Raw genomic sequence first — 14,273 nt, forward strand, 5'->3', positions numbered from 1 at the left:
ACAGCTTTCCGGATCAGCCGCCACCAAGCGCGTGGACGATCTCGACCTTGTCGCCGTCGGCCAGTGTCCGACCGGCATGCTGGCTGCGCGGGACAATCTCGCCGTTGACCTCGACCGCGACACGGCGCTCGGCCAGCCCTTCGGAGGCCAGCAGATCCAGGACCGTCGTGGGTGCCGCGAGTGCGCGCGACTCGCCATTGAGAGTGATGTTCATCGGACCATTGTCGTGCGCGCGGACGCGGGAGGCCAGCGACCGGCTGAACGCCGTCGTTGGCGGATGTATCCTTGGGCGGCCCGGCGGTTGCGGCCGCTGAAACGACGCCATATCCAGGTCGCCGGCAGGATGCCGTTTCCCCTGACTTTCCCGATCGTCCGTTTGCAGGAGCTCGCCGATGAAACCCCTTCGTTCCGTTCTCGCCGTTTCGCTGGCACTGGCCGCCGCGCCCGCGCTCGCCCAGTCCGCCGCGCCGGCCAACTACACCCAGCCGTACTCGCAGACGATTTTCTTCGGTGACAGCCTGACCGACTCCGGGCATTTCCGGCCGGTGCTGGTGGGCGCGGTCGGTCCGCAGGCGGGGATCCTGGGCAAGTTCACCACCAACCCGTGGCTGGTGTGGTCCGAGTACCTGGCCGACATCTACGGCACCGACGCGAACGCGGCCAACCAGGGCGGCAGCAACTACGCCGTGGGCGGCGCCCGATCGGGCCAGGATGCGGTCGGGGCGCTGGGTTTCACCCCGTCCATGAGCACCCAGGTGAACACCTATCTGGCTGCCACCGGCGGTGTGGCGGATGGCAACGCGCTGTACACCGTGTGGGGCGGCAACAACGACCTGTTCGCCGTCGCTCAGGGCGCTCCGGTGCAGGCGACGATCGGTTCCGCGGTCGCCTCGCAGATCGGCGCGATCGGAGCCTTGCAGTCCGCCGGTGCCCGCTACGTGCTGGTACCGAGCATTCCCGACCTGGGGCTGACCCCGTCGGCTCGGGCGCAGGGCGCGGTGGCGCAGGGCCAGTTGACCCAGTTGGCAAGCGCCTACAACGACGCGCTTTATGGCGGCCTGTCTGCGAGCGGCCTGCGGGTGATTCCGCTGGACATGTTCCACCTGTTCCAGGAGGTGGCGGCCAATCCGGCCGACTTCGGTTTCACCAACATCACCGGGACTGCCTGCCAGCCGCAGATCAGCGCGCAGTCGGTGACCTGCCAGCCGGGCACCTATGTGACGCCGGATGCCGCGACGAGTTACGCCTTCGCCGATGGCGTACATCCCTCCGGCGCGGCACACGAGGTGATCGCCGACTACGCCACATCGATCCTGGACGCGCCGCGGCAGATGGCGGTGTTGACCCACTCGGCGGCAGTCACCGGGCGCGCGCGCGCAGACCGGGTCGCGGCGCAGGCCAGCGGCACCACGATGACCGACGGCAAGCGTTGGTGGGCGGACGTGCGCGGCGACTTCCAGCGCTACGACCATGGCGACATGTACGACGGTGCCGTTCCCGCGATGACGGTCGGCATCGACTGGCACAACAACGGCGTGACGTTGGGCGCCTTCGGCGGCTACGGCAAGGCCAGCCAGGACTGGGGCCGCAGCGGCGGCAGCTTCAACCAGAGCGAAGCCACTCTGGGCGGCTACATTGGCTGGGCGTCGACTACCGGTGCGTGGGTCAACGGCCAACTGAGCTACAGCCAGCTGGGCATGGACATCAAGCGCCAGGTCAACCTGGGCCGGTCCACCCGGATCCATCGCGCGGACGTGGACGGCAGCAATGTCACCGCTGGATTGAACGCCGGCTTCGAGTTCGGCGACGGCGCCCTGCGCCACGGTCCCGTGGTGGGCGTGCTCGCTCAGAAGATCCAGATCGACGGGTTTGCCGAAAGCGACTTGCAGCTCTCCACTTCGCTGGCGTATCCGGAGCACAAATTCGACTCGCTTATAGGCACCGCCGGCTGGCAGATGCGTTACGCCGCCAGCGAGCAGCTGCAGCCGTATGCGCGGCTGACCGTGGACCGCGAGTTCGAGGACGTGCCGCGCGAAGCCTTTGCGCGCCTGCAGTCGATGCCAGGCGCGGCACCCTTTGCGGTGCCCGGCGTGGCCTTCGACGACACCTACGGCACGCTTACCCTGGGCGCACGCACGCGATTAATGGGCCTGGAGACAAACCTGGGCACCAGCCTGACCGCCGGCCAGAGCGGCGGCAGCAACACCACGGTGTTCGCGACGCTCGGCGGAAACTTCTGACCGCGGATTCCCCGGGCGCCGGCAAACGCATTAAACTTTGCAGCACGCGGGTGTAGCTCAATGGTAGAGCTGTTGCTTCCCAAGCAACTGACGAGGGTTCGATTCCCTTCACCCGCTCCACATACGCGGCGGCCCGGTCCTGATGGACGGGGCCGCCGTTTTTATTGGTTCGTCATCTGGATCGGCGTTGGAGCGGAGAACGGGCATGACACTGCCGGTGGTGCTTGGTTGGCGCGAATGGGTGGATCTGCCTGGCCTGGGCCTGGACGGGATCCGGGCGAAGGTGGACAGCGGGGCGCGGACTTCGGCGCTGCACGTCGACGCGCAGTGGCGTTTTTTCGACGCCGGCCAGGCGTGGGTGGGTTTCCGGGTAACCCCCGGCGCGCACGGTACCGGAGCGGTCGAGGGCGCTGCGGTAATGGCGGATGAACGCGAGGTCACCGACTCGGGTGGTCACCGCACCCGCCGCGCGTTCATTCGTACCTCGCTGCGACTGGGCGGGATCGAGCGCGAGATCGAGATCAACCTGACCGATCGCCGGCGCATGCTGTTCCCGATGCTGCTGGGCCGAACCGCCATGGCCCGGGCCTTCACCGTCGATCCGGCACGGTCGTTCCTCCACGGGCGGCGGATCCTTGTTGCAACCGACGCTCCCAGCACCTCGCTACCGGCGCACCTTCCATGAAATTTGCGATCCTCACGCGCAATGCCAAGCTGTATTCGACCCGCCGACTGGTGGAGGCGGCGCGTGCGCAGGGCCACACCGTGCGCACGCTGGATCCGCTGCGCTGCTACATGCACATCTCCAGCGACGGATTTGCGATGCGCTACAAGAGCCGTCCCATTTCCGGGTTCCAGGTGGTGATCCCACGTATCGGCACTTCGGTTACCCGCTACGGGACCGCAGTGCTTCGCCAGTTCGAGCTGATGGGCACCCTCAGCATCAACTCCTCGGATGCAATCCTGCGTGCGCGCGACAAGCTGCGCAGCCACCAGATGCTGGCCGCGCGCGGCATCGGCATGCCGGTGACGGTGTTTGGCGACAACCCCGACGACACCGTCGACCTGCTGGAAATGCTCGGGCCGCCGCCGCACGTGATCAAGCTCAACGAAGGCACCCAGGGCGCCGGGGTGATGCTGACCGAGAAGCTGTCCGCCTCACGCGGCGTGATCGAGGCGCTGCGCGGGCTGTATGCGCAGTTCCTGGTGCAGGAGTTCATCCCGGAGGCCAATGGCGCCGACCTGCGCTGCTTCGTGGTCGGCAACAAGGTGGTCGCGGCGATGAAGCGGCAGGCACCGATCGGGGATTTCCGCTCCAACCTGCACCGCGGTGGCAGCGCGCAGGCCGCCAAGGCCACCCGCGCCGAGCAGGAGGCGGCGGTCCGTGCGGCGCGGGTGCTGGGACTGGGCGTCGCCGGCGTCGATCTGGTCCGGTCACACCGCGGACCGCTGGTGCTGGAAGTGAACGCCTCGCCGGGCCTGGAGGGTATCGAGAGCGTGAGCGGCGTGGACGTGGCGGGGGAGATCATCCAGTACGCGACGCATCGCTATCAGGCGCAGAAGGTCAAACCACGCGTGGTGAAAAACTTGACCGCGAAGTGAATCCGGTGAACATTGTGTGAACGTTGCTGATCCGCAGTTCGTCGGCAGCCAACATCAAAAACAGGGAATTGACAATGAAACGTTCCGCTTCACTCGCCGCAAGGATTGCGCTGCCGATGCTTTTTGCGATGCTCGCCGGGCCGCTGGTGGCTGCCGAGACGAGCGCGCCGCAGCCGCTCGATATCGAGACGATCGAGGATTTCAGCGTTTACGAGAAGGCGATCATCCATCAGCTCGACAACAGCAATACGTACGAGGAGATCACCCCCGAGCAGCGCAGCCGGGCGCTGACGTTGATGACAGAGATCAAGGCGATCATCGATCGCAGCGGGTCCATCGCCACGCTCCCGCCTCTGCCCCGGGTGGATGTATTCAATCGGCAGGAAGAGCTCAACCAAATACTCGCTCAAGCTGAGGAAGACAGTCGGGTGATCTGCCGGCGCGAGCGTCCCACGGGCAGCAAACTGCCGATCAACAAATGCATGACCCTGGCCGAGCGCCGCAAGACGCGAGAAGGCGGCAAGCAATATCTGCGCGAGATCATCCCGGCGGAAGGTCCGCTGGACCAGAGCGGAATGTAATAGCGATTTATTAACGCGTTTCTTAACAGTGACTTACGTTATCGCGCTGTAGCTTGGATTCACCGCAACAAGGCTTCAGGCGGTATCGGGGCAACAACCCTATTGACCCAGGCTCGGTGGCCCCGCGCCTGGGTTTTTTTATGCGGGCACGGCGCCTTCCAGGAGCAGAAGTTGGCGCTTGACCGGAAGCCCGCCGGAGAAGCCGGTCATGCTGCCGTCGGCACCCACAACGCGGTGGCAGGGGACCACAATTGGCACCGGGTTGCGACCCACGGCAGAACCGACAGCACGCACCGCGCCCGGATGTCCTGCGCGGCTCGCCACGTCGCCGTAGGTGACGGTCTGCCCATACGGAATCTGCGCCAGTGCCGCCCAGATATCGCGCTGGAACAAGGTTCCCTGCGGGGATAGCGGCAGGTCGAAACCGGTGCGCCGACCGGCAAAGTACTCGTCCAGTTGCGTTCGGGTCGCGTCCAGGGTCGGGTGCGAGCCCTCCTGCCATTGGGCGCCGCGGTTCACGGGGTGACGCGGTTCGCTGAATTCGATCAGGCGCAGCCCGTCCGCGTCCGCTGCGAGCAGAAGAGGCCCCACGGGGCTGTCGATGGTGGTGAATACGATCATCTCAGGAGCTTATCAGGGTGCGCCGGCCGCGATGCGCGCGCCGGGCTTGAGCGATTCCATCGCGCCGTCACCACCGTCGTTTGCCGCCGGTTCGACGTCCAATATGGACATCAGCAAAGGATAGACATCGATGTTGTCGAATGCCGGCACACGGGCGTTTTCGCGGAATGCCGGTCCGCGGGCCAGAAAGATCGCGCGCATCGACGGCAGGGCGGGATCGAAGCCGTGCGAGCCGCGGTTGGCGGTCCTGGAACGGGTCTCCAGCCAGGTGCGGCGCAAGGCGTCGTAGCCCTCGTGCATCTGGCAGACGATCGGCGGCACCCGGGGGTGGGTGCCGTAGTGCCAGCGCTCGGGAAGGTCACCCTTGCGCCAGCAGTCATAGTGTTCGTGCGCGCCCAGCAACTGCGATTCGGCCGCAGCGCTGCGACCGGGGCGGGGCGCGAATCCCACGGACTGGCCGGCGGTCACGAATTCGGCATCCGCGGGATCGACCATGTCCTCGATCACCACGAATTGGTCCGGCGTGACCGTTGCCATGCCATGGTCGGAAACCACTATCACGTTTAGCTCCCTCGTCAGGCCCAACGCATCGATACCGTCCAGCAGCCGGCCCATAGCGGCATCGACCTCACGGATGGCCGCATGCGCCTCCTCGGAATCAGGCCCGTTACCGTGCGCGGCGCTGTCGACGGCCTCGAAATACAGCGTGCTGAAACGGGGGCGGGTGGCCTCCGGTTCCGCCAGCCAGGCCAGCACGGTATCGACCCGGTCGTCCATAGGCATCTTGCCGTCGAACGGTTTCCAGTGGCTGGCCTGGACGCCGTCGATGGCGGCCTCCGAGCCGGGCCAGAACATCGTGCCGGCGCGCAATCCGGCCTTCTCCAAGGTGACCCAGATCGGCTCGCCCTGCCACCATTGACCGTCCGACACCGCCTCGCGGTTGCCCAGGCTGAACTTTCCCAGCTGCGGGTCGCGCATCGTGTTGTGGACGATGCCGTGGTGGTCGGGCCGCTTGCCGGTGACGATGGTGAAGTGGTTGGGGAAAGTCAGGCTGGGATAGGACGGTGTCATCCATTCCGCCTGCACGCCGTGCTCGCTGATGCGTTCCAGGTTCGGCGTCATGCCCAGCTCCAGATAGTCCGGCCGGAAGCCGTCCAGTGACACCAGCAAGACCTGCGGCGGCGGCGTCGTCGCGGCGGCATTGGGGTCGCCGTGGGGGAGTGAAGTACAGGCCAGCAGGGCCAGCGCGAAGAACGTCGTGAGTGCGGACCGGGCCGCGAATTTGAATGGGTGCATCAGCCCATCCTAGCGTCTGCACGCCGCGGTCGTGCGTGCCGGAAGTCCGTGTTTCCGCCGCGGGAAACCGCAGCCGGGCGCGATGCGATAATCCCGGTCCTATCGATTACCGACAGGGTTTGTCATGTCCAGTCCCGTGACCCACACGCGCACCGATCCCGGCCGCATCATCCGCTCCCCGCGTGGCAGCCAGCTCACCTGCAGGTCCTGGCTGACCGAGGCTGCGTTCCGGATGCTGCAGAACAACCTGGACGCGGAGGTGGCCGAGGACCCGACCAGCCTGGTGGTCTACGGCGGCATCGGCCGCGCCGCCCGCGACTGGGAGAGCTATGACGCGATCATCGCGTCGCTCAAGACGCTGGACGACGACCAGACCCTGCTGGTGCAGTCGGGCAAGCCGGTCGGTGTCTTCAGGACCCACGTGGATGCGCCGCGGGTGCTGATCGCCAACTCCAACCTGGTGCCGCACTGGGCGACCTGGGAGCACTTCAACGAGCTCGATAGGAAGGGCCTGATGATGTACGGCCAGATGACCGCGGGCAGCTGGATCTACATCGGCAGCCAGGGGATCGTGCAGGGCACTTACGAGACCTTCGTGGAAATGGGGCGCCAGCATTACGGCGGCAGCCTCAAGGGCCGCTGGATCCTGACCGCCGGGCTGGGCGGCATGGGCGGCGCCCAGCCGCTGGCCGCGAGCCTGGCCGGCGCGTGCAGCCTCAACATCGAATGCCAGCAGAGCCGCATCGACATGCGCCTGCGCACCCGCTACGTCGACGAGCAGGCCACCGATCTGGACGACGCCCTGGCCCGGATCGACCGATACACCAGGGCCGGCGAGGCCAAGTCCATCGCGCTGCTGGGCAACGCGGCGGTGATCCTGCCCGAACTGGTGCGTCGTGGCGTGCGCCCCGACGCGGTCACCGACCAGACCAGCGCGCACGACCCGGTGCACGGCTACCTGCCGATCGGTCTGACCGTGGAGGAGTGGCAGGAGGGACAGCGCGATTCTCCCGGCCGTATCCGCGACGCCGCGATGCATTCGATGCGCAAGCACGTCGAGGCGATGCTGGCCTTCCATGCGCAGGGCATCCCGACCTTCGACTATGGCAACAACATCCGCCAGATGGCGTTCGACGACGGCTGCAAGAACGCGTTCGACTTCCCCGGTTTTGTCCCCGCCTATGTGCGCCCGCTGTTCTGCAAGGGCATCGGCCCGTTCCGCTGGGTCGCGCTGAGCGGCGACCCGGAGGACATCTACCGGACCGACGCCAAGGTCAAGGAACTGATTCCCGACGACGCCCACCTGCACACCTGGCTGGATATGGCGCGCGATCGCATCGAGTTCCAGGGCCTGCCGGCGCGCATCTGCTGGGTCGGCCTCGGTCTGCGCGACAAGCTGGGCCTGGCGTTCAACGAGATGGTCCGCAACGGTGAGCTGAAGGCCCCGGTGGTGATCGGCCGTGACCACCTGGACAGTGGTTCGGTCGCCTCGCCCAACCGCGAGACCGAGTCGATGCGCGACGGCAGCGATGCGGTGTCCGACTGGCCGCTGCTCAACGCGATGCTCAACGTGGCCGGCGGCGCGACCTGGGTGTCACTGCACCACGGCGGTGGCGTGGGAATGGGCTACTCGCAACACTCCGGCGTGGTGATCGTCTGCGACGGCAGCGAGGCGGCTGACAAACGCATCGCCCGCGTCCTGTGGAACGACCCCGCGACCGGCGTGATGCGGCATGCGGATGCGGGTTACGAAATCGCCAGGGAGTGCGCGCGCGAGAAGGGCTTGGATCTGCCGATGCTGTAGCCCGTCGGGGTTTGTGTCGGGCTGTGGCCCGGGGCGCGTCGTGGGAGAGGCCGGCGCCGGTTAGGAACGCGCTTCGCTGATAGCGGAACGCGCGAATTACGCCGGGCGCGCACGCTCCGCGACGGCAGCCAGGGTGTCGGGCGTGATGTCCCATTGCTCCGGCGCGTCGTATTCGAAGTCGACCTTGATCTTGCCGGTGTCCCGGCGGATCCGCAGGATACAGGCGTCCCACGGCGCCTTGCCCGGGACGAGGGTCGCGGTACGCAACGCGTCGAACGTCTCGCCGATGGCGGGGTCGCGGGGCGTCGCGGCCTCGGCGGCAGCGCCGTCGTGGTAGCGGAAGCCGCTGAGGCGCCGTGCCAGCGCGCCGTCGCCGTAACGCGCGATCAGTGCATAGCCGTCCCAACGCCCGTCCGAGACCGCCGGGTCCGCCACCAGCAGTTGGCCGAGCCTGGCAATCAGTTCATTCCTGTCCATGCGAATACCCGTTCAGAGATGCGCGCCAGTCTGGCCTCAGGCCGTCGCTCTGTCGATCATCTCGTCCATGCCGGCACCGGCGATCGCGTCAAAGGCCTGGCCATCGGCGTTGGCGAAAGCGATCAGTGACGGGTCATAGACCACCGCGCCGCTGTCGGGATCGATGACCTTGTAGTCCACGTGGACCTCGTCGGGACGCTGGGACGTGCCGCCGACCAGTTCCACCTCGATCGACACCTCCATGCCCTTGGCCAGCCAGTCGCCCCATTCCTGCTCCAGACGCGCATAGGCACCGCGGTTGAACAGGCCGAACTGCGGAAACATGTTGACCGCGCCGTGCCCGTTGGCGAAGCGGTAGGCGATGATGTGCCCCACGTCGTCCGGCGTGCCCTTCATGTCGTTGTCCTTGCGGAAGCCGCTCTGCGCGTTGACCTCGATCCGGTCCGACGCGCGTCCCCGGCTGCTGGGCTCCCAGGTCAGGGTGGCTTCGGCGGAGGCCGGACGTCCTTCAGCGTCCAGCGTCCAGGTGATGTCGTTGACCTCGCCCGATCCGGCCTCGGTCACGGTGCCGTGGATCTCGTTGCCGTTGACCGTCTCGGCGAGTACCACCGTCGAGTCGGGGACCTTGCCGGTCAAAAGCATGCGCGAGTAGCCGCCCAGCTCGCTGCCCGTTGGATCGGCGAGCAGGGTCGTGTGGCGGGTGAAGTCCTGGCGGTCGGCGGGGTAGGAAGACGGCCCGCCGTCGCGCGGGGCGTCGAACAGGCGCTCCGATCCGCTCATGACCCGCAGCTTGCCCTTGTCGAGCATCTCCAGCGACAGGCGCAGGTCGCTGATGGACGCCAGCCCGTTGGCCTTGGCCAGCTCGCTGAAAGCCGGCTCCAGCGCGGTGCCGGCGTAGTCCTTGCCATGGATTTCGATCCGGGTCCGGTCGGGAATCGTGGAGGGATCAAACGGATTCACCGCACGCATCTGTTCGGGCGTCGCGTTCTCGTTGCGGAGGGTCACTTCGTAGCGCACCGGGACTTTAGTACTGCTGCCGTCCGGCGCTGCGATCGTCATGTCGGCCGTGGTCGTGTAAGTGGTGTTGGCGCCGCTTTCCCTGACGTCCTGAGTGCGCACCGACGCCTTGTCCAGATCGAAGCTCACCTCGGCCGGGTCGGCCGCGAGGATGCGCTTGTCCAGCCGCGCACCGTCACCGCTGTCGGGCCGGAGCGGGCACGGCAATCCGCGCAGGAAGCTGCCCCAGGGTTGCGCGGGCGACGGGAGATTCAGGCTGGGAGTGAGCGACATGGCGGCACGCTGGAAAGTGAGCGGGGCATTGCTCCGCTGAATCTAGCGTCCGCACTCCCCCAGCCGCCATTGGGGGAAACCCTTAAGCGCCGCCTGGCACTTTCCCGATTGGCGATTTTGTTGCGGGGTGCTTCGCGTTCGCACGCTTGCGTGTGCGGGGCTTCGCCGACGCGCCCGCACCCGGGTTGCCGGCGGCGGCGTCGAGCAGGCCGACCGGTTGCAGGCGCTCCATCCAGGTCAGTGCATCGGCATAGGCGAGGAAGTGCTGCAGGTAGCCGGGCGAGGTGTCGGCCATCAGCCGCATCGCGCGGTGGAGCAGGGCACTGGAATGTAGCGGGCCTGCGTCATCGAGGATCGGCGCCAGTGCCGCGCGCAACTGGCTTTCCGTGCGGATGCGGTCCCAGAGCTGGCGGAATTCTTCCAGCACGACCGGGGGTGACACCGTGGTGCTTTCCCTGTCTGTGGAGGTGGCGGAGTGGACCGCCCGTTTGTTTGCCTGGAGGTACTCGGACAGCCCGAGCAGGGTCCGTTGCGAACGGTCTGCGTTGGTCGGCGAGGCCGCGTGTGTCGCCGGCGTGGCAGCCACCTCGGCCGCCCGGGACTGCATGAGTTCCTCAAGCCTGGCCTGAAGCAGGGGTGCGACCGCTGCGTCTGCGAGGTCCAGGCGTCGCTGAAGTGCGGAGATCAGCGCGTCGCGCACACGGTTGGTGCGCGGGCGCTCATCGGGCAGCGGGTGGCCCTGCGCACCGGAGCGGGCAGCCTCAGTCGGCATCCGTGGCCGCGTCGGTTTTAGGCTTCGGGATCGGCGCAATTTCCACCCGCCGGTTCTTCGACCGCCCGGCTTCGTCCTCGTTGGAGCTCACCGGCTGCTCCGCGCCGAACGCGGCGGCAAACACCGATCGCGACGGCACGCCAGCGGCAATCAGGCCACGGGTAACCGTCATTGCGCGCGCCGCGGACAGTTCCAGGTTGTCGGCGAAGCGCATGTTGCTGTCCAGCACCGGCCGGTCGTCGGTGAAGCCGCTGACCATGAGCAGCTCGTCGCGCGATTGCAGGTACTCCGAGAGCGGTGCAGCCAGGCTCTGCAGCAGGTCGCGCCCCTCCGGCTGCAGGCGGTCCGAATTCAGCGCGAACAGGACGCTGCCACTGATGCCGATGCGGCCGTTGATCACCGTCACGCGGCCGCCGGCGAGCGGACCGGCCAGGGCCTGCTCCAGCGTCTTCAGCCGGGCTGCCTCGGACTCGCGTTGCCTGACGGTCTCGTCGAGCTGGTTGGACAGCTGGACCTGCATCGCGATCACGCCGGCCAGGATGAGCACGAACGCACCGAGCAGCACCGACATCAGGTCGCCGAAAGCCGCCCACGTCGTTGCAGTGGATTCGGATTCGAGCTCGATCTCGTCGCTCATGTCGGGGTCTTGCCGTGGGCGGGCGTGCCTGGCGTGCCCGCGAGTTGCTGAAGTTCACCGATGATCTGCTTCTGCGAGAGCATGCTCAGGTCGATCACCTCCCGCGCCTGCGCCACGTAATAGGCCAGTTGCTCGTCGCTGCGGGCCAATGAGGTTTCCAGTGCCGCCTCGATCTGCTCCAGGCGCCCGCCCAGCGCGTCGGTTGCGGAGCCGAATTGCTCGACCACCGCGCCCAGCACCTCGGCCAGGCTCGCAACTTCCACCGCGCCGCCACTGACCTGCGCGGCCGCGGCGCCGAGCGTGCCGGTCTGGGCGTCGACCTGCTCGCTGAAACGGGTGCCGACGCGTTCCAGCAGATCGGCCGAGGTGCTGACCAGCGCATCCACCGAGGTGCGCTGCTCGGTCGAGGCGTGGTTGACGGCGTCCAGCAGGGTTTCCAGGGTCGCCAGCAGCTGGTTGCGCTCCGCGAGCATCGCGTTGTCGCGCACGAGGCCGTCGGAAATGCTCTGGCGAAGTTCGGCGATGACCTCGGCCGCCGCCCGCGGCGCCTCGGCGGCGGTCTGCATCAGGCGGGCCACTTCGGCAATCGTCTCCTTCGCCTGCGCCTGCGCATGTTCGGCCATCTGTGCAGCCGTGCGGCCGAGGGTCTCGCAGATGTCCTTCTGCCGGTTTGCCGCATGCTCGCTGCTTTCGCGCCAACGGTTCTCCAGGCTGTCGTTCACAGCGGAGAGCGCGTCAGACCACTGCGCGAGGCGCTGCTGGTCACGGGATTCCAGCGCTGCCTGGGAGTCGTCGTGCGCCTTGCCCATTGCCTCGATCAGCGCCGCTGCACGCTCGTCGTAGGTCGCAGCGGCCGATGCCATGGCCTGCTGGTTGCTGGCCGCGAGCTGTTCGTTGAGCTCTTGCTGGCGCGCCAGGGCCGCGTCCCAGGCGTCGTCGCTGCGCTCGGCGCTTCGGTCCAGTCGTGTGGAGACGGTCTGGAGCAGGGCGCTCGTCTGTTGCTCAAACCCGGCCGTGAACTGCTCCAGCGAACCCTGCAGCGCGTGCACAAGGCCGTCGTTGGCAAGTTGTTGGCCGGCAGCGGCGTTCTGCCATGTGTCGGCGGCTGCCGAGGTTGCCGTTTGCAGGCTGGCGGACACACCGTCCAGCTGCCGCTGCACCGCATCGGTGACCGACGCCTGCAGCGCGGCATTGCCTCGGGTAACGTCCGCCAACGTGCTTTCCATCATCGGCGACAGCACGGCGCCGATACTGCGCGCACTTTCCTCCAAGCCGGCTTTCAGCGACTGCTCCAGATTCGCCGCCAAGCGCGCGTGGTGGGCATCGGCGCGGCTGTGGAACTCGTCCTGACTGGCCGACAGGCGCTCGCCGCTGGATTGCTGCAACTGCTGCAGGTTGGCACTCAAGGTGTCCAAGCGCTCGATCAGCGTCGGCATCAGGCCTGTTTGCTGTTGCAGCAGGCGGAACGCCTCCTCGCGCTGGTGGGCGTGCGAGTAGGGACGCAGCGTGCCGGCCAGTTGCAGGTCGAGCTGCTGCACTGCATGGACCCGCTCGCGGCGGCACAGCGCTGACAGCAGCCCCAGCATCGAGGAGGCTGCAACACCCGCGATCGAGGTGCCGAAGGCAAACGCCAAGCCGCTGACCGGAGCGCCCAACGACCCGCGGATGGCCTCCAGATCGGTCGCTCCCGCCAGCGCCAGTCCGGTGCCGCGCAGTGTCGCCATCATCCCCAGCAGGGTGCCGAGCATGCCGAGCAGCACCAGCAGACCCACCAGGTACGGAGTCAGCGCCGGTGCCGGCAGCGCGACGCGCTCGCCTTCCACGCGCAGGCGTACGGCATTGCGCAGGCTGTGGTGCAACCGCTGCAGCCAGCCGGACAGGTCGGACAACGCGGCGGCCGCATCGTCTGTGGCAGTCATCAATGTGACGGTGGCCTGTCGGTAGCGATGCAGCTCCAGCGCGCCGGCGACGTAGAACGCGCCGATGACAGCGGTGACCGCGAGCGCAGGCAGGTTGGAGCCGATGTAGCCCGCGCCAATCCACGCAACGGCGATCAGGCCTACCAGGAAGATGACAACGTAGAGCGCGTTTTTGTGCATTTGATCCAGCTATTGGTTGCGAAGGGCGGCCAGCAGCCCTTCGACGGGTTGAAAACGGATATCGAGCTCGGCAAGCAGGACGTCGCCCATGTCCTGGCGGAAGCGACCCAGCCACGCAGCGTCTTCCGGAGCCTGGGTCGATGGGAGGAGCGAGTCGCGCGACTCCACGGCGGCGTCTCGCAGGCGTTCAAAGTGCGCTGCAAGCAGCGCCTGAACCGACCCGAGCAGTGCGTGCTCGCGCGGGGTCAGGGTCAGTTCCATCACTGCGTCCACCTCCGCCAGACGCGCCATGTCGGCGGAGCCGGAAGCGAGCGTGTCACGCAGATGCCCGCGTAGCCGCCCGACTTCGGCCTGCATCGACTGTTGCAGGTCGCGGTAACGCTCACGGAGCGGGCCGAACTCTAGAGCCGGCTCATCCTTGGCGACGGCCGTCGCGCTCCGCGGGGGCGCCGACGCGGGCTCGGTCATCGCATGGATGCGCGCGACCAGGACCGCGCGAACCCGTTTGCATTCCTCGTGGTGGTCGTCGCCGGAAGCGCTCGAGGCGACATCGTGAGCCGACCGGCGGCCGTCCAGCGCCCTCGACAGCGCCACGGCACGGGTCCAGTCCAGCCATTCGCTGAGACGCTCGGAAAGGGATGTGCTGCTCGCGGCGGGCGCTGCGCTGGTGAGACCCGCCAGCAGGCGAATGAACGCCGGGCCCTGGAGCGGAGTCCGTTGAAGTGCCTTGGCCATCGTACGTCGCGGAAAACCGGCAATTTTACACGCGAACCACCCGACGCACTTCCGTGCGCTGTAGCTGTCGAGGGTTCCCGTCCCCCGCACAGGGATGACGGGACCTGGATTGGTCAGCT

The 14,273-nt window shown here is 67.3% G+C and carries 14 protein-coding genes and 1 tRNA gene; 6 read left to right on the forward strand and 9 right to left on the reverse strand.

What is annotated here, in order from left to right; translation table 11 throughout:
* Positions 1 to 13 precede the first annotated feature (13 nt).
* Complete coding sequence (gene thiS, locus INQ43_RS03735; RefSeq protein WP_194035158.1) at positions 14 to 214, reverse strand: sulfur carrier protein ThiS; 201 nt, start codon at positions 212 to 214, stop codon at positions 14 to 16.
* A gap of 178 nt (positions 215 to 392) precedes the next feature.
* Between thiS and INQ43_RS03740 the strand changes: the two genes are divergently transcribed.
* The 5 genes from INQ43_RS03740 to INQ43_RS03760 all read left to right on the forward strand — a co-directional run bounded on the left by INQ43_RS03740 (position 393) and on the right by INQ43_RS03760 (position 4,423).
* Positions 393 to 2,240 carry an autotransporter domain-containing protein gene (locus INQ43_RS03740; protein ID WP_194037141.1) on the forward strand — a complete coding sequence of 616 codons (1,848 nt, stop codon included), beginning with the start codon at positions 393 to 395 and terminating at the stop codon, positions 2,238 to 2,240.
* A gap of 46 nt (positions 2,241 to 2,286) precedes the next feature.
* A tRNA-Gly gene (locus INQ43_RS03745) sits at positions 2,287 to 2,360 on the forward strand.
* An 85-nt stretch (positions 2,361 to 2,445) separates the two neighbouring features.
* A complete protein-coding gene (locus INQ43_RS03750) occupies positions 2,446 to 2,925 on the forward strand; it encodes a RimK/LysX family protein (RefSeq protein ID WP_194037142.1) in 480 nt (159 codons plus the stop codon).
* A complete protein-coding gene (rimK, locus tag INQ43_RS03755) occupies positions 2,922 to 3,842 on the forward strand; it encodes a 30S ribosomal protein S6--L-glutamate ligase (RefSeq protein WP_194037143.1) in 921 nt (306 codons plus the stop codon). The genes INQ43_RS03750 and rimK overlap by 4 nt, the downstream gene beginning before the upstream one ends.
* Before the next feature lie 23 nt (positions 3,843 to 3,865).
* Positions 3,866 to 4,423: a hypothetical protein gene (locus INQ43_RS03760; protein WP_194037144.1), complete on the forward strand. Its 558-nt coding sequence runs from the start codon at positions 3,866 to 3,868 to the stop codon at positions 4,421 to 4,423.
* A 138-nt stretch (positions 4,424 to 4,561) separates the two neighbouring features.
* Here INQ43_RS03760 and INQ43_RS03765 read toward each other — a convergent pair whose 3' ends face one another.
* Both INQ43_RS03765 and INQ43_RS03770 read right to left on the reverse strand, forming a co-directional pair.
* Positions 4,562 to 5,044, reverse strand: a complete 483-nt coding sequence (locus tag INQ43_RS03765; protein WP_194037145.1) for a methylated-DNA--[protein]-cysteine S-methyltransferase — start codon at positions 5,042 to 5,044, stop codon at positions 4,562 to 4,564.
* Positions 5,045 to 5,056: 12 nt separating this feature from the next.
* Positions 5,057 to 6,340, reverse strand: a complete 1,284-nt coding sequence (locus tag INQ43_RS03770; protein ID WP_194037146.1) for an ectonucleotide pyrophosphatase/phosphodiesterase — start codon at positions 6,338 to 6,340, stop codon at positions 5,057 to 5,059.
* 124 nt (positions 6,341 to 6,464) lie between these two features.
* Here INQ43_RS03770 and hutU point away from each other — a divergent pair, with 124 nt between their 5' ends.
* Positions 6,465 to 8,144 carry a urocanate hydratase gene (gene hutU / locus INQ43_RS03775; protein WP_194037147.1) on the forward strand — a complete coding sequence of 560 codons (1,680 nt, stop codon included), beginning with the start codon at positions 6,465 to 6,467 and terminating at the stop codon, positions 8,142 to 8,144.
* Positions 8,145 to 8,240: 96 nt separating this feature from the next.
* Here the strand turns inward: hutU and INQ43_RS03780 are convergent, their stop codons facing one another.
* From INQ43_RS03780 to INQ43_RS03805, 6 genes are all read right to left on the reverse strand, one after another.
* Positions 8,241 to 8,621 (reverse strand): hypothetical protein, encoded by a 381-nt coding sequence (locus INQ43_RS03780; RefSeq protein ID WP_194037148.1) that lies wholly within the window; start codon positions 8,619 to 8,621, stop codon positions 8,241 to 8,243.
* A 36-nt stretch (positions 8,622 to 8,657) separates the two neighbouring features.
* Entirely contained in the window at positions 8,658 to 9,911 is a 1,254-nt protein-coding gene (locus INQ43_RS03785) for a DNA/RNA non-specific endonuclease (protein WP_194037149.1), read from the reverse strand.
* A gap of 82 nt (positions 9,912 to 9,993) precedes the next feature.
* Entirely contained in the window at positions 9,994 to 10,683 is a 690-nt protein-coding gene (locus INQ43_RS03790; protein ID WP_194037150.1) for a DUF2894 domain-containing protein, read from the reverse strand.
* Complete coding sequence (locus tag INQ43_RS03795) at positions 10,673 to 11,320, reverse strand: OmpA family protein (RefSeq protein ID WP_194037151.1); 648 nt, start codon at positions 11,318 to 11,320, stop codon at positions 10,673 to 10,675. The genes INQ43_RS03790 and INQ43_RS03795 overlap by 11 nt, the downstream gene beginning before the upstream one ends.
* On the reverse strand, positions 11,317 to 13,419 hold the full coding sequence (locus INQ43_RS03800) for a DUF802 domain-containing protein (protein ID WP_194037152.1): 2,103 nt from the start codon (positions 13,417 to 13,419) through the stop codon (positions 11,317 to 11,319). Before INQ43_RS03800 ends, INQ43_RS03795 begins: the two co-directional genes overlap by 4 nt.
* A gap of 9 nt (positions 13,420 to 13,428) precedes the next feature.
* Positions 13,429 to 14,154 (reverse strand): DUF3348 domain-containing protein, encoded by a 726-nt coding sequence (locus tag INQ43_RS03805; protein WP_194037153.1) that lies wholly within the window; start codon positions 14,152 to 14,154, stop codon positions 13,429 to 13,431.
* Positions 14,155 to 14,273: the final 119 nt, after the last annotated feature.

Source organism: Lysobacter sp. H23M47 (assembly GCF_015209765.1).
GTDB classification, from domain to species: Bacteria; Pseudomonadota; Gammaproteobacteria; order Xanthomonadales; family Xanthomonadaceae; genus Novilysobacter; species Novilysobacter avium.

What these genes read in the sequence shown, in the direction of transcription:
- INQ43_RS03750 (WP_194037142.1), top strand. Translation starts at nt 2,446, where the DNA reads ATGACACTGCCGGTGGTGCTTGGTTGGCGCGAATGGGTGGATCTGCCT.
- rimK (WP_194037143.1), top strand. Translation starts at nt 2,922, where the DNA reads ATGAAATTTGCGATCCTCACGCGCAATGCCAAGCTGTATTCGACCCGC.
- hutU (WP_194037147.1), top strand. Translation starts at nt 6,465, where the DNA reads ATGTCCAGTCCCGTGACCCACACGCGCACCGATCCCGGCCGCATCATC.
- INQ43_RS03795 (WP_194037151.1), bottom strand. Translation starts at nt 11,320, where the DNA reads ATGAGCGACGAGATCGAGCTCGAATCCGAATCCACTGCAACGACGTGG.
- INQ43_RS03780 (WP_194037148.1), bottom strand. Translation starts at nt 8,621, where the DNA reads ATGGACAGGAATGAACTGATTGCCAGGCTCGGCCAACTGCTGGTGGCG.
- INQ43_RS03805 (WP_194037153.1), bottom strand. Translation starts at nt 14,154, where the DNA reads ATGGCCAAGGCACTTCAACGGACTCCGCTCCAGGGCCCGGCGTTCATT.
- INQ43_RS03740 (WP_194037141.1), top strand. Translation starts at nt 393, where the DNA reads ATGAAACCCCTTCGTTCCGTTCTCGCCGTTTCGCTGGCACTGGCCGCC.
- INQ43_RS03800 (WP_194037152.1), bottom strand. Translation starts at nt 13,419, where the DNA reads ATGCACAAAAACGCGCTCTACGTTGTCATCTTCCTGGTAGGCCTGATC.
- INQ43_RS03765 (WP_194037145.1), bottom strand. Translation starts at nt 5,044, where the DNA reads ATGATCGTATTCACCACCATCGACAGCCCCGTGGGGCCTCTTCTGCTC.
- INQ43_RS03770 (WP_194037146.1), bottom strand. Translation starts at nt 6,340, where the DNA reads ATGCACCCATTCAAATTCGCGGCCCGGTCCGCACTCACGACGTTCTTC.
- thiS (WP_194035158.1), bottom strand. Translation starts at nt 214, where the DNA reads ATGAACATCACTCTCAATGGCGAGTCGCGCGCACTCGCGGCACCCACG.
- INQ43_RS03785 (WP_194037149.1), bottom strand. Translation starts at nt 9,911, where the DNA reads ATGTCGCTCACTCCCAGCCTGAATCTCCCGTCGCCCGCGCAACCCTGG.
- INQ43_RS03790 (WP_194037150.1), bottom strand. Translation starts at nt 10,683, where the DNA reads ATGCCGACTGAGGCTGCCCGCTCCGGTGCGCAGGGCCACCCGCTGCCC.